The sequence below is a fragment of the Parasedimentitalea nitratireducens genome (assembly GCF_057444295.1).
The window spans coordinates 886,800-905,393 of the sequence record NZ_JBYAXC010000001.1 but is presented as its reverse complement, the minus strand read 5'-3'; the positions used below and the strand labels follow the sequence as shown (position 1 = coordinate 905,393).

The following is an 18,594-nucleotide window of genomic DNA, read 5'->3' as shown; positions in this document are numbered from 1 at the left end:
CCCGCAACTTTGGTTGCGAGGGCCTTGGTTCGTAAAAGAGCTCGATTACTCAGCTGGAACGGCAGTGTCTTCGAGCGACAGCGGGTGCGGAATGTGTACCAGCATCTCAATCGGGCAGACCTGAACAAAGTTGGCCTTTTCGCTGTCCCAGTGCTGGAGAATATCCGCGGCATTGCGGCTGCCGGTTTCCTCCAGATGGCGCTCGATCAGGCCCTTTAGCTGGTTTTCCCAATGGGCAACTGTAACCGGGTTGGTCACCAGCGTTTCCATGTTCATCATGGTGTCAGCCTTGCCTTCGGGGTCGTACAGATAAGCCATGCCACCTGTCATACCTGCGCCAAAGTTGGCACCGATGGATCCAAGGATCACTGCAACACCGCCGGTCATGTATTCACAACCACAGGCACCACAGCCTTCGATCACCACGGTGGCACCCGAGTTACGCACTGCGAACCGCTCACCCGCGCGGCCAGCGGCGAACAGGTAGCCATCAGTTGCACCGTATAGAACGGTATTGCCGATGATGGTGTTCTTGGATGCGGTCAGTGGGCTAACCTGCGGAGGACGCACGACGATTGTACCACCAGACAGGCCCTTACCCACATAGTCGTTGGCATCGCCGGACACTTCCAGTTTCAGACCGGGTGCCGCAAATGCACCCAGTGACTGACCCGCAGATCCCTGCAGTTTCACTGTCAGATGATCGGACTGGAACGAGTTGCGCATGCCAAAGTTGCGAACGATGTGGCTAGAAGTGCGTGTGCCCACCGAGCGGTGCGTGTTTTGCACTGCATACGACAGCTGCATCTTTTCACCGTCTTCCAGGAAACGGGCGGCATCGCGGACGATCTCTACATCCAGCGTATCCGGCACTACGTTGCGGTCCTTGTCACGGTTGTAGACGATGTCAGCAGACCCATCGACGGTGATCAACAACGGGTTCAGATCCAGGTCATCCAGATGGGCCGAACCACGGCTGACCTGCGCCAGAAGATCCGCGCGACCGATAACGTCATCCATGCTGCGTGCGCCGATCGAGGCCAGCAGTTCACGAACTTCCTGTGCATAGAAGGTGATCAGGTTCACGACCTTATCGGCGGCGTTGTCCACAAACTTGGCCCGTAGCTTTTCGTCCTGTGTACAAACACCAACCGGGCAGGTGTTGCTCTGACACTGACGCACCATGATGCAGCCCATGGCGATCAGAGCGGCGGTACCGATGCCGTATTCTTCGGCGCCCAGCATTGCGGCCATGACGATATCGCGCCCCGTACGCAAACCACCATCGGTGCGCAGCGTCACCCGCTCACGCAGGTTGTTCATGCTCAGCACTTGGTGCGCTTCGGTCAGGCCCATCTCCCACGGCAGACCAGCATATTTGATCGAGGTCGCAGGCGATGCACCGGTGCCGCCGTTGTGACCCGAGATCAGGATCACGTCGGCCTTGGCCTTGGCCACACCTGCGGCGATGGTGCCAACACCTGATGAGGCCACCAGCTTCACGGTCACCTTACAGCGTGGATTGATCTGCTTGAGATCATAGATCAGCTGCGCCAGATCCTCGATCGAATAGATATCGTGGTGTGGCGGAGGTGAAATCAGGGTAACGCCTTTGGTCGAGTGACGCAGACGGGCAATCAGGTCAGTGACCTTCATACCAGGCAGCTGGCCACCCTCACCCGGTTTCGCACCCTGGGCAACCTTGATTTCCAGCTCTTCACACTGGTTCAGGTATTCAGCGGTCACACCAAACCGACCTGAGGCCACCTGTTTGATTTTCGCAGATGGATTGTCGCCGTTTGGTTCAGGCACAAAATGCGCCGGATCTTCACCACCCTCGCCCGAGTCGGACTTGGCACCGATGCGGTTCATGGCAACGTTCAAGGACTTGTGTGCCTCAGGTGACAGCGCTCCCAGCGACATGCCAGGTGTCACAAAACGTTTGCGGATCGAGGTGATGCTTTCCACCTCTTCAATCGGCACAGGCTTAGCCAACGCTTTGAAGTCGAGCAGGTCGCGCAGATGGATTGGTGGATTGCTCTGCATTTTGGCAGAGTACTGCTTCCACAGCTCAAACGAAGCGCGGTTACAGGCCATTTGCAACATGTGCATCGATGTGGCTTCCCAGGCGTGGGTTTCGCCCGATTTGCGCGCCTTGTAGAAGCCGCCAATTGGCAGAATGTCCTGGCCGTTTTTCCAACCCTTGGCGTGAACCTGTTCAACTTTGGTCTGGATACCGGTGACACCAATACCAGAAATTCGGCTGGTCATCCCAGGGAAGAACTCGGCGCACATGGCCCGCGACAGGCCGACTGCTTCGAAGTTCAGACCACCACGGTACGAGGAAATCACCGAGATCCCCATTTTGGCCATGATTTTCAGCAGGCCTTGATCGATTGCTTCTCGGTAGCGGGTCACGTTTTCGGTCAGAGTGCCATCCAGCAGTCCACGCTCAACACGGTCTGCCAGCGAATCCTCGGCCAGATAGGCGTTGACCACGGTGGCACCACAGCCAATCAGCACGGCAAAGTAGTGCGGATCGATACATTCGGCCGCGCGCACGTTCAGCGAGCAGAAAGTCCGCAGGCCCTTGCGGGTCAGGTGCGAGTGCACGGCGCTGGTTGCTAGAATCATCGGCATCGCAACGCGATCTTCACCCGAGTGCTGATCTGTCAGCACCAGGTGGCCGGCGCCTGAACGAACTGCGTCTTCGGCTTCGGAGCGAACCCGCGCCAATGCAGCGCTCAGCGCGCCTTCTCCGGGTTCAAAGCTACAGTCGATTTCAGCCAGAGAGGCGTTGAACTCAGAGGTCAGCTTGTCCCACTGGGCGTTACCGACAAAGGGGCTTTCCAGAACGATGATCTCGGTCTGGCTGCTGCTTTCTTCCAACACGTTCTTGAGGTTACCGAACCGTGTTTTCAGGCTCATCACCCGGAATTCGCGCAGGGAATCGATTGGCGGGTTGGTGACCTGCGAGAAGTTCTGACGGAAGAAGTGGCTGAGCGGGCGGTACATCTTGGACAGAACCGCTGACGGGGTGTCATCCCCCATCGAAGCCAGAGTTTCTTTGCCGTCCTCAGCCATCGGAGACAGGATCTGTTCCAGCTCTTCAGTGGTATAGCCTGCCGCAACCTGACGCCTGCGCAGCTCGTCACCGGTGAACATCGGCTTTTCTTCAGCTTCGGCCAGAGTGGATTCCAGGTTGATGATCTTGCCAACCCATTCCCCAAATGGACGTGCGGCTGCCAGCTGATCTTTGATTTCGGTGTCGTGGAACAGCTTTCCCTCTTTCATGTCGACGGCAATCATCTGGCCCGGGCCAAGCGCACCCTTTTCGACCACGTTGGCCTCATCAATCGGCACCATCCCAGCTTCGGAGCCAGCGATCAGCAGGCCATCACCAGTGACGACATAACGCATTGGGCGCAGGCCATTACGGTCGAGACCAGCGCAAACCCAGCGACCATCGGTCATCGCCAGAGCAGCCGGGCCATCCCATGGTTCCATCACCGAGTTGCAGTAGGAATACATGTCGACCCAGGGCTGTGGCAGCTCGACCGCCTGCTTGGACCAGCTTTCTGGCACCAGCATGGTTTTTGCCATTGGTGCAGTACGCCCAGCGCGAACCAGAACTTCGAATACGCCATCCAGCGCAGCAGAGTCGGAAGCTCCGCCCGGTACGATGGGTTTGATGTCTTCAGCCATGTCGCCAAAGAACGAACTGGCCATGCGAATCTCATGGCTCTTCATCCAGTTCAGGTTGCCCTTAAGCGTGTTGATCTCACCGTTGTGGGCCAACATGCGGAACGGTTGCGCCAGCCACCACTGCGGGAAGGTGTTGGTGGAATAACGCTGGTGATACAGAGCAAAACCGGATTCAAACCGCTCGTCCATCAGATCGGGGTAGAACACGGCAACCTGCTCAGCCAGCATCATGCCTTTGTAGATGATCGACCGGCAGGACAGCGACGCGATGTACAGTTCAGATACGTTTGCAGCGATGGCAGCCTTTTCGATCCGGCGACGGATCACATAGAGCTCACGCTCGAATGTATCTTCATCCACACCCTTAGAGTTTGAAATCAGGATCTGTTCGATTTCTGGACGGGTCGCGTTTGCCTTTTCGCCCAGACAGGTCACATCCACCGGCACATGACGCCAGCCATAGATGTAATAGCCCATGCGCAGGACTTCGGATTCAACGATAGTCCGGCAGGTTTCCTGCGCCCCAAAATCGGTACGCGGCAAGAAGACCTGGCCAACCGCAATCAGCTGATCTTTGCGAGGTTCGTGACCGGTACGTTTGATCTGGTCGTGAAAGAACGGAACCGGGATTTCAACGTGGATACCGGCGCCATCACCGGTTTTGCCATCGGCATCTACTGCGCCACGGTGCCAAATCGCCTTGAGAGCATCGATACCGGCTTCAACCACTTTACGGCTTTTCTTGCCATCGATGGAAACAACAAGACCAACCCCGCAAGACGAGTGTTCTTCGGCTTCAGAATAAAGGCCATTTTCGGCCATATACTGGCGTTTGGCTTCTTCGGCGCGCACCCAATCGGCATCATACTTAGTCATTTGTCTTCTCCTTCGTCGGGTGCAAACAGGGCAATGGTTTCTGCCGTTGTCAGCCGTTTATGGTCTCCGGACAGGGCATAGCCCTCCGGTTTCAGGTCGCTGAAAAACTCCAGCGCCATGGTGTTATTTGCAGCGTTTTCAAACAGTCCCGCTGCCAAGCTTTTGTGATCGTCATGTACGGTGGCGTACCAAAGGGCAGATCCACAGGTTTCGCAGAAGCCACGTTCAGCCCAGTCGGATGACCGATAGGTCTTGGCCGGGCCTGCAACGGCAATTGACCCGGGTTCGGTGGGAACTGACATGTACATGCTGCTGGTCCAGCGGCGACACATATCGCAATGGCAGGCCCGAACGACCGGATCAGCACGATTTGCAGTGATGGTCACCGCGCCGCACATACATTGGCCTTTCAAGTTACTCATCCTGTATTGCTCCCTTTCCCAAGTTCTTCCAAGTCTGAATCCGTTTCTTATGCAGCTCTTTCATTCTGCGTCGTTGTCTGGGGTCCATCGGCTCCATTGGTTGCCAGTCAAAGTTCTGTGCCTGGTAATCCAATTTTCCCTGCAACAAACCTCCTGCCTCGACGGCGATGTCGTTCACCTGTTTCCAGTCTCCTACGGACATACTGTTAAGCAATCTGGACAACCGCTGCTCTTCTCTGAGCTGATACAGCAAGTCGTGGCGGGCATCCGGAAACAAATAGTGTTGAGTATTCCTGCCACGGGGAGTCAATGCTGCATGGGCTGAATCCGGCCCTCGCAACCCGTGCATCAGGATTATCTTACCGTCTTGCGCGAAACTTGCCGACAAATCAGGAAAGTCAAAGTCTCGGACAGGCCCAATCAGCCAATCATTCCAACGAATGTCAAAACTGCGAAAAGCCCTACGCAAATCAATTTGAGGTGATATCGCAAGAATGGACGAAAATTTGACATCTTCGTTCAAAACAATTGCTGCCGTGCCGCCAGCTGAGTTTCCATAACCAATTGTTGTTTTGGCCACGGACATCCCTGCTGCACGTCGGATAAACTCTGCTGATCGTGATCGGATATCCTGATGACAAAACCAAGTCCAAGTCATGTCGGTCAAATACAGTACGTTGTTCCCATCGCCACGAGCAACTGAAGTTCGAGGCACTGGGCGTGCGCGGACCTGCTCCTCGGGTTTGTCTTCGGGAAACGACAAAAAGCATACAACCAAAACGTCGTTTGTACCCGGTTGATACGCCGCGATCAAATCGTCGTTGCTCCATAGCTCATGCTCTGGCAGTGGGATATCTGCAGTATTATTCATTTATTGATCACCGCAACAGGTGGTGGACGCTCTTAGCAGCACTTACTCAGCAGCGACGACCACCGAATGGTTGAATTTTTCCAAGATAGCCTCGGCGCAGTCGCGCCCGTCTTTGATGGCCCAGACCACCAGCGATGCACCACGCACGATGTCACCTACAGCATAGACGCCATCCAGATCAGTCGCGCCTGTGGTGAACGCAGCCTTGACTGTGCCCCAGCGAGTCACAGGCAATTCGGGCTGGTTCCATAGGGTTGGCAGGTCTTCCGGTTCAAAACCCAGCGCTTTGATCACCAGATCAGCCTCTTCGACATAATCGGCACCTTCGATCACTTCTGGTGCCTGGCGACCCGAAGCATCTGGTTGGCCCAAGCGCATTTTCTGTACCATCACACCAGTGACTTTGCCGCCCTCGTCAGCGAAACCTTTGGGCGCGGACAGCCATTCAAACACTACACCTTCTTCCTCGGCGTTTTGTGTTTCACGCTGCGAACCGGGCATATTGGCACGATCGCGGCGATACAGGCACTTAACCGAAGTGGCACCCTGACGGATCGAGGTGCGCACACAGTCCATCGCGGTGTCGCCACCACCGATAACAATAACGCGCTTGCCGCTGGCATTCATCTGGCCACTGGTGAATTCGGCGACATCGTCACCAAAGCTTTTCTTGTTCGATACAGTCAGGAAGTCGATGGCCTTTTCGATGCCGGTTGAGCCGCTACCAGGCATTGCCAGATCGCGAGATTTGTAAACGCCCGTCGCGATAATCACGGCGTCATGTTTGGCGCGCAGGTCTTCGAACGAGATGTCTTCGCCAATTGCGCAGTTCAGTTCAAACTTCACACCGCCATCAGCCAGCAGATCATTGCGGCGCTGAACCACGTCTTTTTCCAGCTTGAAGCCGGGAATGCCATACATCAGCAAGCCACCAGCGCGATCTGAGCGGTCATATACTGTTACCTGTATTCCAGCCTGGCGCAGCATATCCGCCGCAGCCAAACCACCAGGCCCGGCGCCAATGATACCAACGCTTTCAGAGCGTTCAACAGAAGGCGACGTGGGTTTAACCCAACCTTTGTCCCAGGCGGTATCTGTGATGTATTTCTCGACGGTACCAATCGTGACGGTGCCATGCCCCGACTGTTCGATCACACAGTTGCCTTCGCACAGACGGTCCTGCGGACAGATGCGACCACAGATTTCCGGGAAAGTGTTGGTCGCCTGACTGGTCTGATAGGCCTCTTCCAGACGGCCAGTGGCGGTCAAGTGTAGCCAATCAGGGATGTTATTGTGCAATGGGCAGTGGCTTTGGCAATATGGCACGCCACACTGGCTACAACGGCTGGCCTGTTCTTCAGCCTTTGCCGCCGCAAATTCCGCATAGATTTCGTCGAAATCCTCCGAACGCACCTCGGCGGCACGTTTTTCAGGCATATCACGCTCGACTTGTACGAACTTGAGCATCGGTTGCTTGGCCACGGGTCAGACTCCCTCGTTTGGCTGGCTGCGATCTTTGATTTTCAAAGTCCGGCAGATTTTATGTCAGTATTGTTGACCTTAAAAATCAACTCTTACCGTCTGATACTCGATATCGCAAAAATGTACAGCGCTTTTAGGTCCGATTCGGACCGAAATGCGAGACTTTCATTTGGTACGTAGCACTTATAGACATGTGGAAAATACACCGACTTCTTTCCGACCCATAGGATGCCCGGTATTCATGCCCCTTTTTCAACTGATTCTCGTTGCGCTAATCCAAGGCATCACGGAATTTCTGCCGATCTCTTCGTCTGGTCACCTTATCCTATTACCCAGCCTGACAGGCCTGGACGATCAGGGGCAAGTCATTGATGTTGCAGCCCACATCGGCACTTTAACAGCCGTGGTGATATACTTCTGGAGCGATGTGCGCATTGGGCTACTGGGCCTACCACGCCTAATGACCGGTCGTATCGACACGCCAGGTGCAAAACTGACTTTGGGGCTTATCATTGCCACCATCCCAACTGTGATTTTTGGCGCCATACTGCACTTTACCGGTCTCAGTGATGCCCTGCGTTCAATCACGGTCATCGGCTGGACAATGCTGGGCTTCGGGATTGTCCTATATATAGCAGACCAAAAAGGCCTCACACACAAAGACACCAGCAACTGGGGTGCCCGAGACGCCCTGATCATGGGGTTGTGGCAAATGCTAGCCCTCATCCCCGGCACCTCGCGCTCGGGAATCACCATCACCGGGGCGCGACAGCTGGGCTACAACCGCACAGACGGCGCGCGCATATCGATGCTGATGTCAATCCCAGTGATCATTGCATCCGGAGTTCTTTTGGGAAGCGACTTGGTGATCGAAGCAAATAGCGCAGTCTTTCGCGACGCCAGCATTGTGGCACTGTTGTCCATGCTGTCGGCACTGGGCGCGCTAAGTCTGATGATGCGATTGCTGCGCAGCGTCAGCTTTACACCCTACGTAATTTATCGGGTCATTCTTGGCGTTGTGCTTCTCGGTATCGCCTACAGCTGAGTCTCAACATCTCAGCCAGTGTAGGGTGCGTGCTTGCACGCACCGCTACTGTTTTGATGATCAGCTGTCGTGACGCAAATTGCGTGCAGATCCCGTTATGGCGTCGTACTGACCAGCCGGACGGAATTTCCACAGATAATCCGGCATTACCGACTCTAGGGTCACAGCCTGCAATCCCAATTCTGCAAATCCTTTGGCCCCAGCCGAAACTACGCTGTCGCTTTTCAAACTCAGCAACTGATCACGGGTCAACACACCGTTTGATATCAGCTGGAAGCTGACGGTCTGCATCATGTCGAAACCAAACGCCACCAACCATGCAGCAAACCCCGGTAGAGAAATGACCAAACGTCGACGGTGAATAACCGCCAGCATGTCATCCATAAGCTCGGCAAAGCTTTTCACTTCCGGTCCGCCAAGTTCATAAACACCGCCAGGCGCCTGGCCAAGCAGCCCCTTAACGGCAGCCTTGGCGACATCATCCACAAACACCGGCTGAAACTGAGTTTTACCTCCGACAATTGGCAACACTGGGCCAAACCGGGTCATGCCTGCAAATTTGTTCAGGAAGTTGTCTTCAGCCCCAAAAATAACCGAGGGCCTCAGAATCATCGCATCAGGCATGTGCTGCAGCACAGCTGCTTCACCTGCCGCTTTGCTGCGACCATAGGCGCTGAGCGCATCCGCATTCGCACCGATTGAAGAAACATGCACCATGCGGTCCACACCGTGCTCCGCTGCAATACGCGCAATACGGCCAGCACCTTCGGCATGGATGGCATCAAAGGTGTTTTTACCCAGCTCGTTTAGAACTCCAACGCAGTTCACAACCGCATCCGAGCCCTGCATCACCGACGCCACCGAGGCATCATCGCGGATATTGCAAAATACCGGCTCGACCTGACCCGGAACACCATATGGCTTTACATGCATGGCCTCATTGGGGCGCCGCACTGCGACTCGTACCCGCCAGCCCTCTTTGGCCATACGGCGCGCAATATAGCGGCCGACAAAACCAGATCCGCCATAGATCGTGACCAGTTTGGACATCTTTGGACTCCTAACTTTCGCTGTTGACCCGATCTACCGCCCCACGGCCCTGCAAACAAGGCTCAAAACACGGACAACCGCTGGCAATAACTCACCTCTCGATAACTCACCCTCTAAAATCCTATCTTCTTCGGTCAAAGCAGGACAGGAAAAGTTCAAAAATCCGTTTGACGCCCCTTCCGACTCCGCCTATACGCCGCTTCACTACCCCGTGCCCAGATGGCGGAATTGGTAGACGCGCTGGCTTCAGGTGCCAGTGACCGCAAGGTCGTGGAGGTTCGAGTCCTCTTCTGGGCACCATTTTACCCCGACCAGATCCAGACAGCCGCTCAATCAGCGCATAATTGCTGTCGTTGACGCCGGTTTTCCGCTTGGTAAAGCAAGCAAAAATTCGCCAGAATTTTCCGTTTGACGCCCCCGATAACTCGGCCTATACGCCCCCCACTACCCCGTGCCCAGATGGCGGAATTGGTAGACGCGCTGGCTTCAGGTGCCAGTGACCGCAAGGTCGTGGAGGTTCGAGTCCTCTTCTGGGCACCATTTTACACCCCAAAGTTGCGTTACTAAAAAGTAAATTAGCAATACTTAATTCCATTACATTTCAATAAGTTGAATAACTGGACTGATTTTTAGATAAATCTGGACCGATAATTCTCACCTTGATTACCCCATGCTTCCCCATCGACCTCTGACAGGGAGAAGTTATATATGTCTGAAAACGTAATATTACTCGCAATCGACGGCAGTGACGGGTCTAAGCGCGCACTGAACCACGTTCGGCGGCGGGCTGAATTGGCTGGCGCCAAAGTGGTGGTTGCCTATGTGATCGAATGGTCACCTTATTCCTTTAATACTCCAGAAGAAAACGCGGAACGGCACTCTCGCCGCGAAAGTGAAATTGCCAAAGCCCACGATTCCGTGGTCGGTCCGGCGCTCAGCTATCTGAGCGAAGGCGGCGTAGAAGTGGAAAGTGTCGTTCGTCACGGCAACCCATCAGAAACTCTGATCGAGGTCGCCAAAGAGAAAAGCGCTGCCCAGATTGTAATTGGCAGACGCGGCCAATCTGGATTGAAATCGCTAATATTCGGGTCCGTCGCGGGCAATCTAATTCAAACCGCGCCGGTACCCGTTATGGTTGTTCCATAAGTTTAATCAACTCACGGAATACAACTTTTATCGAAATTCGAGGAGTTCGGGATGAACCGAATTATTATTGCCCTTCTGGCAACCCTCGCCTTTGCCACCACGGCACAGGCAGGAATTGACGAATCGATCAACGCATTCACCGCCCCGATTGCCAAATTTGTTGGCACGGTCGTCTTCTTCAAAATCCCCGTTGCCGGAGCGCAGCTGCCACTTGTTGTTCTTTGGCTGGTTGTCGGCGCGGTGTTCTTTACCGTTTACATGGGCTTCATCAACCTGCGCGGCTTTAAGCATGCCATTGAACTGGTGCGCGGCGACTATGCTGACCCTAAAAGCTCGGGTGAGGTCTCTCACTTCCAAGCGCTGGCAACAGCCGTTTCCGGCACCGTTGGGATTGGTAACATCGGTGGCGTTGCCGTTGCGGTGACCATTGGGGGTGCTGGCGCAACCTTCTGGCTGATCGTTGCCGGCTTCCTGGGTATGTCCACCAAGTTTGTGGAATGTACGCTGGGTGTGAAATACCGGAACGAAAACCCGGACGGGTCGGTTTCGGGTGGTCCAATGTACTATCTGCGCCGCGGGTTCGAAGATCGCGGCATGGCTGGCTTTGGTAAGTTCATGGGCACCTTTTACGCTGTTGGTATCTTTATCGGCGCACTGGGCATCGGCAATATGTTCCAGTCAAACCAGGCCTATGTACAGCTGAACACTGTGGCTGGCGGCGCGCTAGACGGTTACGGATGGCTGGTTGGTCTGATTTTGGCAGGCGTAGTATTCTCAGTGATTATCGGCGGTATCAAATCGATCGCTCGCGTCACTGAAAAGGTGGTTCCATTCATGGCCATCTTCTACTGCTTCTTTGCGATTATCGTGATCCTGCTGAACTTCACCTCCCTTCCAATGGCAATCAGCAACATCTTTACCGGTGCGTTCACTGGCGAAGGCGTCGCAGGTGGTGCACTTGGTGCGTTGATCATTGGTTTCCAGCGGGCTGTTTTCTCGAACGAAGCAGGGATTGGTTCAGCATCAATCGCGCACGCCGCTGTTCGTACAAACGAGCCAGTAACCGAGGGCTATGTATCGCTGCTGGAACCCTTCATCGATACTATCGTCATCTGTACCATCACTGCTCTGGTCATTGGCACCAGCATGGTGGCTGATCCCAACTTTGCGGGCGATGCAACAGGTGTGGCAATGACTTCTGCTGCGTTTGAGCGCCACATGAGCTGGTTCCCAATTCCGCTGGCCGTTGCTGCACTGCTGTTTGCCTTCTCGACCATGATCTCGTGGTCGTACTACGGGCTTAAAGGCTGGACCTACTTGTTTGGCGAAGGCCAGGTTGGTCAGACCATCTACAAAGTCATCTTCTGTGCCTTTGTTGCTCTGGGCTGTATCGTTCAGCTTGGTCCAATCCTGGATATCTCTGATGCGCTGGTCTTCTTGATCTGTGTACCAAACATCTTGGGCCTGTACTTCCTGGCACCAATCGTGAAAGCCGAAATGGAAGCTTACAAAGCCAAACTGGATACTGGCGAAATTCGCAAGTTTGCCTAACTGGTATTAAACACCACCCCGGCGCCGCTTCGGCGCTGGGGCACTCAAATCCCGACTATGCCCTCCTCCCCATTGAGTTGACGCGGCAAAAGGCCTATCTCCTGCATCAGTTGAAAATCATGATCAGGACTGCATTCAGTGGCCAATCACCTATACCAGAACGACCTTCCCGACGGGCTTGACCTTGGCCCGATTGTCGCCATCGATTGCGAGACAATGGGTTTGAACCCGCATCGTGACCGCCTGTGCGTCATTCAAATGTCGGGCGGTGATGGCGATGCACATATCGTTCAGGTTGCCATTGGCCAGACCGAGGCGCCCAACCTATGCAAAATGCTTGAGGATCCTAATATCCTGAAACTGTTCCACTTTGGCCGCTTCGACATCGCCGCGATGTACAATGCTTTTGGTGCGCTGACTGCTCCGGTCTACTGCACCAAAATCGCCAGTCGCCTGATCCGCACCTATACCGACCGTCACGGGCTGAAAAACCTGACGCAAGAGTTGATCGGTGTAGATATTTCGAAACAACAGCAGATGAGCGACTGGGGCGCACCCGAGTTGACCAAGGCGCAACTGGATTATGCCGCCTCGGATGTTTTGTACCTGCACCGCCTGCGCGAAGAGCTGAACAAACGACTAGAGCGCGAGGGTCGCATCGAAATGGCCCAGGCATGTTTTGACTTTCTGCCAATGCGCGCCAAGCTTGATTTGGCTGGCTGGCCCGAAACCGATATCTTTGCACACTCATGACCGACGCTGAAAAATTCCTCGCCACCGCCCGCCAGGTCGCCCTTGATGAAGCGCGTGCCCTTGAGGCCCTTGCCGATAGTTTTGATGAGCGCTTTGCCCAAGCTGCCCAGCTGATCCTGTCTGCCACCGGCCGGATTATCATCAGCGGCATCGGTAAATCCGGCCACATCGGCCACAAGATTGCCGCCACTTTGGCCAGCACCGGGACACCGGCATATTTTGTGCATCCCGCCGAGGCCAGCCATGGCGATCTGGGCATGTTGTCCAAGGGGGATGTCGTGCTGGCAATCTCCAACTCCGGTGAAGCGCCGGAATTGGCCAACCTGCTGGCGTTTACCCGCCGCTTCGACATTCCGCTGATCGGCTTGTCTAGCAAGCCTAACAGCACTTTGATGACCCAAGCGGATGTGCAGTTGCAGATCCCAGCCATGGGCGAGGCCTGTGGCTATGGCATCGTGCCATCGAACTCAACCACGCTGACATTGGCAATGGGTGATGCCCTGGCCATTGCCATCATGAAGCATCGCGACTTCCGCCCCGAGAACTTCCGTGACTTTCATCCCGGCGGTAAACTTGGCGCGCAGCTCAGCAAAGTGCGCGATCTGATGCACGAGGGGGATGCGCTCCCAGTTATCACCGAAGAAACGGCGATGCCCGACGTGCTGATCGAAATCAGTCAAAAGGGGTTCGGCGTGGCGGGCGTTGTAGATTCCGGCAACCGTTTGCATGGCATCATAACTGATGGTGATTTACGGCGGCACATGGATGGGCTTCTCGATTTAGCTGCCTCTGATGTCATGACCCCTGCCCCAACCACAATTTCCCCCAACTCTCTCGCTGAAGAGGCCGTTGCCATTATGAACCAGCGCAAGATCACTTGTTTGTTTGTTGTTGATCCAGACAACGGGCAAAAAGCCGAGGGCCTGCTGCATATCCACGACTGCCTGCGCGCTGGCTTGGGTTAAGGAACGGGGACCAGAGCGATGGACCGCTACTCCCGCATGGTGGCTTTTCTCAAAGTGTTGCTGCCACTGGCAGCACTTGCGCTATTGTCCACGGTATTTTTGATTTCCCGAGGCATAGACACCGAGGCCACCATTCCATTCGCCGAACGTGATATCGAAGAACGGATGCGCGGCCAGCAAATCACCGCGCCCTTCTTTTCGGGAACAACACCCCAGGGTGACGAAATCATGGTAACCGCCAGCATTGCACGCCCCGGCGGTCCAACCTCGCCAGCAGTCGCGACGGACTTGCAAGCGGTGATCCGAATGGCCGACGGAGGTCAGCTGACATTGAGCTCGGACAGTGGCCAGGTCTATCTTGATAAGGATATTGCAAGTTTTTCTGGCAATGTTGAGATCACATCGGCAGACGGGCTGCTGGTGACAACAGATCAGTTGAACGCAACGCTTAGTGGTGTGTCTGCCAATAGCCCCGGCCCGGTACATGCAACAGGTCCGATTGGCTCTCTTGACGCTGGCACAATGCAACTGAAAACAAAAACTCAGGGTGGTCCATTGCATATGCTATTCAATAACCGGGTAAAACTGGTATACGATCCTAAAAAATCAGAGAGATAGCTTGTGTCATATTTTCGCGCCTTGATCTTCTGCCTGCCGTTAGCCCTGATCTCGGGCTTTGCTTCGGCACAATCCGCTTCGGTTGCATTTGGTGCGATCAAGGCCGACCCATCACTGCCGGTTGAAGTCACGTCCGACTCACTTGAAATAGACCAAAATGACGGTTCAGCCCAATTCCTGGGTAATGTTCTGGTGATTCAGGGGATTATGCGTCTGTCTGCGGACAAGGTTCTGGTGGTCTACAAACCCGAGCAAGCAGGCATCGAACGGCTGGAGGCCATTGGCAATGTCATATTGGTCAATGGCCCAGACGCGGCTGAATCCGATAGCGCAGAATATACCATCGACAGCGGCACCATCGTGATGAAGGGCAACGTGCTCCTTAGCCAAGGCAACAGCACGCTTGCGTCTAGCCAGATGGTGGTAAATCTGAATTCTGGCACCGCACAGATGTCGGGTCGGGTCAAAACCATTCTCAATCCGGACGGCGGCAACTAATGGCCAAACCCAAGCTCACCGTGACCGCGGGCACCTCGGGCCTTCGGATTGACAAGCTGCGCAAGTCCTATCGCAAGAAGGTGGTCATACGAGACGTTTCAATGACCTTGGAGCGCGGCGAAGTTGTTGCCCTCCTTGGCCCAAATGGCTCGGGTAAGACGACAAGCTTTTATGCCATCGCTGGGCTGGTCTTCCCCGAAGCCGGGTCGGTTACAATTGACGGGCAGAACGTCACCACGCTGCCAATGTACCGGCGCGCACGAATGGGTATTGGTTATCTACCACAGGAAATGTCGATCTTCCGCGGGCTTTCAGTTGAAGACAACATTTCGGCGGTGCTCGACATTGCTGTTCGCCATGCTCACAAGCGGCGTGAACGCCTTGAAGAACTACTGTCGGACTTTTCCATCGAGCATCTGCGCCGCGCGCCTGCTCTTGCCCTCTCTGGCGGTGAGCGTCGCCGCGTAGAAATTGCCCGCTGTTTGGCAGCCGACCCCAAATATCTGCTGTTGGATGAACCCTTTGCTGGCGTTGACCCGATTTCTGTGGGTGATATTCGCCACTTGGTTTCAGATCTGAAAAAGCGCGGTATTGGTGTTTTGATTACCGACCACAACGTGCGAGAAACGCTGGAAATTGTTGATCGTGCTTATATCCTGCATGATGGACAGGTGCTGATGTCGGGCACCCCCGAAGAAGTCGTCGAAAATGAAAACGTTCGCCGCGTCTATCTGGGTGACAATTTCCGCATATCCTAATCCAATTCTCGCAGTCCGGGATCGGCCAGTTCATGCCGAAAGCCACTGCTTTTGGTCGGGTATTTATCAGGTTAGCCATTGACTCTCCCTCGGTCTTGGCATCGAATTGTCTCATGGCAATGGCACAATTTGATGCAGTTAGGGATCTGACCTTGGTTACAAGGTCCGGTCGATTGCAATCAACCGCCCCGCCTATTCCCCCCATCCTGAGCTGATTAAACCTGCCGGACCCGGTCCGGCTGGAGCTTTGGATGTCCATACGTGAAGGAGATCACATGCGTTACCAAATCAGCGGAAAACAGATCGACATTGGCTCGGCCCTGCAGACTCACGTGCAGACCGAACTGGGCGAGGCGGTGGCGAAATACGCTCAGCGCCCGACCGATGCCACAGTCGTCTTTTCCCGTTCGGCGCATGAATATGTGTGCGAAACCACCGTGCATCTTTCGACCGGGCTAACCGCCCAGGCTAAGGCGCATTCAACCGAGATTTATGGCGCGTTTGATAGCTGCTGCGAGAAAATGGAGACGCAGTTACGCCGCTACAAACGCCGTCTTAAGGACCATCACCGTGACCGCAGCGAGCCGGTTGAACTTTCTGCTGCCAACTCTTATATCCTCGCTTCGGAAGATGCACATACCGAGGACGAACCGTCTTCGCTGCAACCTATCATCGTGGCGGAGCTGGAGACCAAGATCCCCTCGCTTTCTGTTGGTGAAGCGGTGATGCAGATGGAATTGGCCGGTGCCCCGGTGCTGATCTTCCGCAAAGAAGGAAAAGATGGGCTAAATGTGGTCTATCGGCGGGACGACGGCAACATCGGCTGGATCGATCCGTAAAAACAATGACCCTAGGTGCGTTTTAGGGGCACCCAAGCGGAGCACAGGCAATGCAAGTTTCCAACATCCTCAAGCCAGAGGCGGTGCGGGTTATCGGCTCCGTCTCAAGCAAGAAACGGTTGTTTCAGGAAATAGCAGACGTGGCGCAATCAGCCTACGATCTGCAAAGCCAGCCAACTGTTGAGGCGTTGCTTGACCGAGAAAGCCTTGGCCCGACGGGCGTTGGGCACGGTGTTGCGTTGCCACATGCACGAATCAGCGGCGTCGAAGAGGTTATCGGAGTTTTCGTAATCCTTGAAAAACCGCTCGATTTTGGCGCCGTTGACCGCCAGCCAGTGGATATCGCCTTTTCCTTGTTCGCCCCCGAAGATGCCGGGGTCGAACATCTCAAGGCGTTGGCGCTTGTCTCACGTACACTGCGTGAACAGAGTTTCTGCACGAAACTGCGTTCTAACCCAGATGCGGCTACGCTCTACACGATCCTCACTGAGAATCAGTCGGTTCAAGCCGCCTGATCCGTCGCCTTGCCTTCAGCGTCACCTGAGATGCCCCCTCTGCGTATCAGGTGTTCAAAGCTAGTGTTTACCGCCAGGGCCCAAAGCCAAACATCAAGTAATCTCGCTGATAAATCTTGGCGACTTTTACTTCGAGATCAGCATCATAGATTTCTTCGAGCGCATAGGGGATATCCGGCGCTACAGCAGGCATCTGATCGGGCTCCATCCGTCCAACGCGGCGTGCCAGCAACGGCAACTCCTCGGCCAATTCATCTTCACGGAAGATAAAATCTGGTGATCCCAGCTCGGCAAAGCCCGATAGCACCTGTGATTGACTGGCCCATGCTGCATCCACACGAATTGCCGTCTGCCCGGCCAGGTTCATCTTTAGAAAATTCAAAAACGCCTCAAACGCCGCCCGGTGATCAGCGAGCGAGTACTGCTCGTCTGGACCATCCTTAGGAACAGGCAGCTTGAAGCGTTTGCGCAGCGTTTCGCGTATTTTGCTGTATTTCTCTGGTCCGGCGGCAAGAATGTTCTCACAAAACACAGAATGGGCCCGAGCCACCGGGTGACGTAGAACGGTAAAACTTCGATGTCCCGGGTTTCCACGTCGCCATAACCGTAGTTTTTTTTGGTTCATGTCCCCAAGCAAACCATCAGCTGTAACCCGGTCTAAATTGGCCAGCCAGTTTGTTACTTCGGGCTCGGGCCCGCCCTTGATTGGCATATACAACAGTGGCGTTACGACACCTGCAACATAGCCAGGCACCGATGGCCCCCGACGTGGTTCAAAATTTGGAGTTCGCGTCAGATTAAACCGATCCATCACCGACAATGCTGCGGTCATGTCCTCCACATTGGCAACTTTTGCTGTAATCGGTGCCGGATTTTGCCTTTTCAAACTTCGATCCAGTGCTTCTAGCTGTTCAGATATTCCCAGCCAGCGTGCTAAGCCATTCATTACATCAACACTTTGCAGGTCTTCATAAGCGACATAAAACGGAGTCTGCCCGCTTTTCTGCAATCGATTAAGCAGCAACACTTGGAAATCTTGCAGCGCTTCTATATGGCGTGAAAATTCGGCGCCATCAAAAACAGCCTGAGCGTCTTTGCGTCGCGCAACATTGGTTAGCTTCCACTGTCCTGTTGCTTGAGCAATCTTCCAGGATACATAACTGTCCAACGGATTTCGCGTTAGGATAATTTTAGCACATCTCGGATCTTCTAGTGCGATATCCAGCACCCGCGGATCGTGATCATGGAAGTAGCGAAAGCCCGCCAATTTTCCAGGCTGTGCCTTGATTTCATTGATCAACCTAGCTGGGTTTTCATCGCGATCTACCTGCGAAACTCCCAAAATTTCGCTTTTATCAGGATAACCAAGAAAATGCGGATTAAACGCCTCACCGTGACACTCCAACCCTTCGAAAGTGTTCAAGTTAACTTCGAGGAAATTGGAACCCGTTCTCATTTCAGCAAAAACAATAAAATAATCAAATTGGTCAGTCATGGAGA

At 54.4% G+C, this 18,594-nt stretch carries 16 protein-coding genes and 2 tRNA genes; 12 read left to right on the top strand and 6 right to left on the bottom strand.

Features of this window, described 5'->3' with window-relative positions; translation table 11 throughout:
• Positions 1–45 precede the first annotated feature (45 nt).
• The 4 genes from gltB to AC2T28_RS04575 are packed head-to-tail and all read right to left on the bottom strand — an operon-like array spanning position 46 to position 7,356.
• Positions 46–4,581: a glutamate synthase large subunit gene (gene gltB / locus AC2T28_RS04590; RefSeq protein ID WP_486747763.1), complete on the bottom strand. Its 4,536-nt coding sequence runs from the start codon at positions 4,579–4,581 to the stop codon at positions 46–48.
• Entirely contained in the window at positions 4,578–5,003 is a 426-nt protein-coding gene (locus AC2T28_RS04585; protein WP_486747762.1) for a GFA family protein, read from the bottom strand. The genes gltB and AC2T28_RS04585 overlap by 4 nt, the downstream gene beginning before the upstream one ends.
• Entirely contained in the window at positions 4,996–5,874 is an 879-nt protein-coding gene (locus tag AC2T28_RS04580) for a hypothetical protein (RefSeq protein WP_486747761.1), read from the bottom strand. Before AC2T28_RS04580 ends, AC2T28_RS04585 begins: the two co-directional genes overlap by 8 nt.
• A 42-nt stretch (positions 5,875–5,916) precedes the next feature.
• On the bottom strand, positions 5,917–7,356 hold the full coding sequence (locus tag AC2T28_RS04575; RefSeq protein ID WP_486747760.1) for an NAD(P)-dependent oxidoreductase: 1,440 nt from the start codon (positions 7,354–7,356) through the stop codon (positions 5,917–5,919).
• 241 nt (positions 7,357–7,597) lie between these two features.
• Here AC2T28_RS04575 and AC2T28_RS04570 point away from each other — a divergent pair, with 241 nt between their 5' ends.
• Positions 7,598–8,401 carry an undecaprenyl-diphosphate phosphatase gene (locus AC2T28_RS04570; protein ID WP_486747759.1) on the top strand — a complete coding sequence of 268 codons (804 nt, stop codon included), beginning with the start codon at positions 7,598–7,600 and terminating at the stop codon, positions 8,399–8,401.
• Positions 8,402–8,461: 60 nt separating this feature from the next.
• Here the strand turns inward: AC2T28_RS04570 and AC2T28_RS04565 are convergent, their stop codons facing one another.
• On the bottom strand, positions 8,462–9,451 hold the full coding sequence (locus AC2T28_RS04565) for a complex I NDUFA9 subunit family protein (protein WP_486747758.1): 990 nt from the start codon (positions 9,449–9,451) through the stop codon (positions 8,462–8,464).
• Between the two features lie 213 nt (positions 9,452–9,664).
• Here AC2T28_RS04565 and AC2T28_RS04560 point away from each other — a divergent pair.
• The 11 genes from AC2T28_RS04560 to AC2T28_RS04510 all read left to right on the top strand — a co-directional run bounded on the left by AC2T28_RS04560 (position 9,665) and on the right by AC2T28_RS04510 (position 17,094).
• Positions 9,665–9,751, top strand: a tRNA-Leu gene (locus AC2T28_RS04560).
• 153 nt (positions 9,752–9,904) lie between these two features.
• Positions 9,905–9,991: transfer RNA gene (locus AC2T28_RS04555), tRNA-Leu, on the top strand.
• Between the two features lie 168 nt (positions 9,992–10,159).
• Complete coding sequence (locus AC2T28_RS04550) at positions 10,160–10,597, top strand: universal stress protein (protein ID WP_486747757.1); 438 nt, start codon at positions 10,160–10,162, stop codon at positions 10,595–10,597.
• Positions 10,598–10,648: 51 nt separating this feature from the next.
• Positions 10,649–12,148, top strand: a complete 1,500-nt coding sequence (locus AC2T28_RS04545) for an alanine/glycine:cation symporter family protein (protein ID WP_486747756.1) — start codon at positions 10,649–10,651, stop codon at positions 12,146–12,148.
• A gap of 138 nt (positions 12,149–12,286) precedes the next feature.
• Complete coding sequence (locus AC2T28_RS04540; protein WP_486747755.1) at positions 12,287–12,901, top strand: ribonuclease D; 615 nt, start codon at positions 12,287–12,289, stop codon at positions 12,899–12,901.
• On the top strand, positions 12,898–13,866 hold the full coding sequence (locus AC2T28_RS04535; RefSeq protein WP_486747754.1) for a KpsF/GutQ family sugar-phosphate isomerase: 969 nt from the start codon (positions 12,898–12,900) through the stop codon (positions 13,864–13,866). Before AC2T28_RS04540 ends, AC2T28_RS04535 begins: the two co-directional genes overlap by 4 nt.
• 18 nt (positions 13,867–13,884) lie before the next feature.
• A complete protein-coding gene (gene lptC / locus AC2T28_RS04530) occupies positions 13,885–14,484 on the top strand; it encodes an LPS export ABC transporter periplasmic protein LptC (RefSeq protein ID WP_486747753.1) in 600 nt (199 codons plus the stop codon).
• Positions 14,485–14,487: 3 nt separating this feature from the next.
• On the top strand, positions 14,488–14,982 hold the full coding sequence (locus tag AC2T28_RS04525) for an LptA/OstA family protein (RefSeq protein ID WP_486747752.1): 495 nt from the start codon (positions 14,488–14,490) through the stop codon (positions 14,980–14,982).
• Entirely contained in the window at positions 14,982–15,740 is a 759-nt protein-coding gene (gene lptB / locus AC2T28_RS04520) for an LPS export ABC transporter ATP-binding protein (RefSeq protein WP_486747751.1), read from the top strand. Before AC2T28_RS04525 ends, lptB begins: the two co-directional genes overlap by 1 nt.
• Positions 15,741–16,015: 275 nt before the next feature.
• Positions 16,016–16,579, top strand: a complete 564-nt coding sequence (hpf, locus tag AC2T28_RS04515) for a ribosome hibernation-promoting factor, HPF/YfiA family (protein ID WP_486747750.1) — start codon at positions 16,016–16,018, stop codon at positions 16,577–16,579.
• A 50-nt stretch (positions 16,580–16,629) separates the two neighbouring features.
• Positions 16,630–17,094, top strand: coding sequence for a PTS sugar transporter subunit IIA (locus AC2T28_RS04510; protein ID WP_486747749.1), 465 nt, complete (start codon positions 16,630–16,632; stop codon positions 17,092–17,094).
• A gap of 67 nt (positions 17,095–17,161) precedes the next feature.
• On the opposite strand, the gene AC2T28_RS04505 is transcribed toward AC2T28_RS04510, so the two are convergent.
• Positions 17,162–18,589, bottom strand: a complete 1,428-nt coding sequence (locus tag AC2T28_RS04505; protein WP_486747748.1) for a sulfotransferase family 2 domain-containing protein — start codon at positions 18,587–18,589, stop codon at positions 17,162–17,164.
• Positions 18,590–18,594: the final 5 nt, after the last annotated feature.

Coding starts and splice junctions, on each gene's coding strand:
- AC2T28_RS04580 (WP_486747761.1), bottom strand. CDS start 5,874: ATGAATAATACTGCAGATATCCCACTGCCAGAGCATGAGCTATGGAGC.
- lptB (WP_486747751.1), top strand. CDS start 14,982: ATGGCCAAACCCAAGCTCACCGTGACCGCGGGCACCTCGGGCCTTCGG.
- AC2T28_RS04585 (WP_486747762.1), bottom strand. CDS start 5,003: ATGAGTAACTTGAAAGGCCAATGTATGTGCGGCGCGGTGACCATCACT.
- AC2T28_RS04565 (WP_486747758.1), bottom strand. CDS start 9,451: ATGTCCAAACTGGTCACGATCTATGGCGGATCTGGTTTTGTCGGCCGC.
- hpf (WP_486747750.1), top strand. CDS start 16,016: ATGCGTTACCAAATCAGCGGAAAACAGATCGACATTGGCTCGGCCCTG.
- AC2T28_RS04550 (WP_486747757.1), top strand. CDS start 10,160: ATGTCTGAAAACGTAATATTACTCGCAATCGACGGCAGTGACGGGTCT.
- lptC (WP_486747753.1), top strand. CDS start 13,885: ATGGACCGCTACTCCCGCATGGTGGCTTTTCTCAAAGTGTTGCTGCCA.
- AC2T28_RS04545 (WP_486747756.1), top strand. CDS start 10,649: ATGAACCGAATTATTATTGCCCTTCTGGCAACCCTCGCCTTTGCCACC.
- gltB (WP_486747763.1), bottom strand. CDS start 4,581: ATGACTAAGTATGATGCCGATTGGGTGCGCGCCGAAGAAGCCAAACGC.
- AC2T28_RS04510 (WP_486747749.1), top strand. CDS start 16,630: ATGCAAGTTTCCAACATCCTCAAGCCAGAGGCGGTGCGGGTTATCGGC.
- AC2T28_RS04570 (WP_486747759.1), top strand. CDS start 7,598: ATGCCCCTTTTTCAACTGATTCTCGTTGCGCTAATCCAAGGCATCACG.
- AC2T28_RS04535 (WP_486747754.1), top strand. CDS start 12,898: ATGACCGACGCTGAAAAATTCCTCGCCACCGCCCGCCAGGTCGCCCTT.
- AC2T28_RS04505 (WP_486747748.1), bottom strand. CDS start 18,589: ATGACTGACCAATTTGATTATTTTATTGTTTTTGCTGAAATGAGAACG.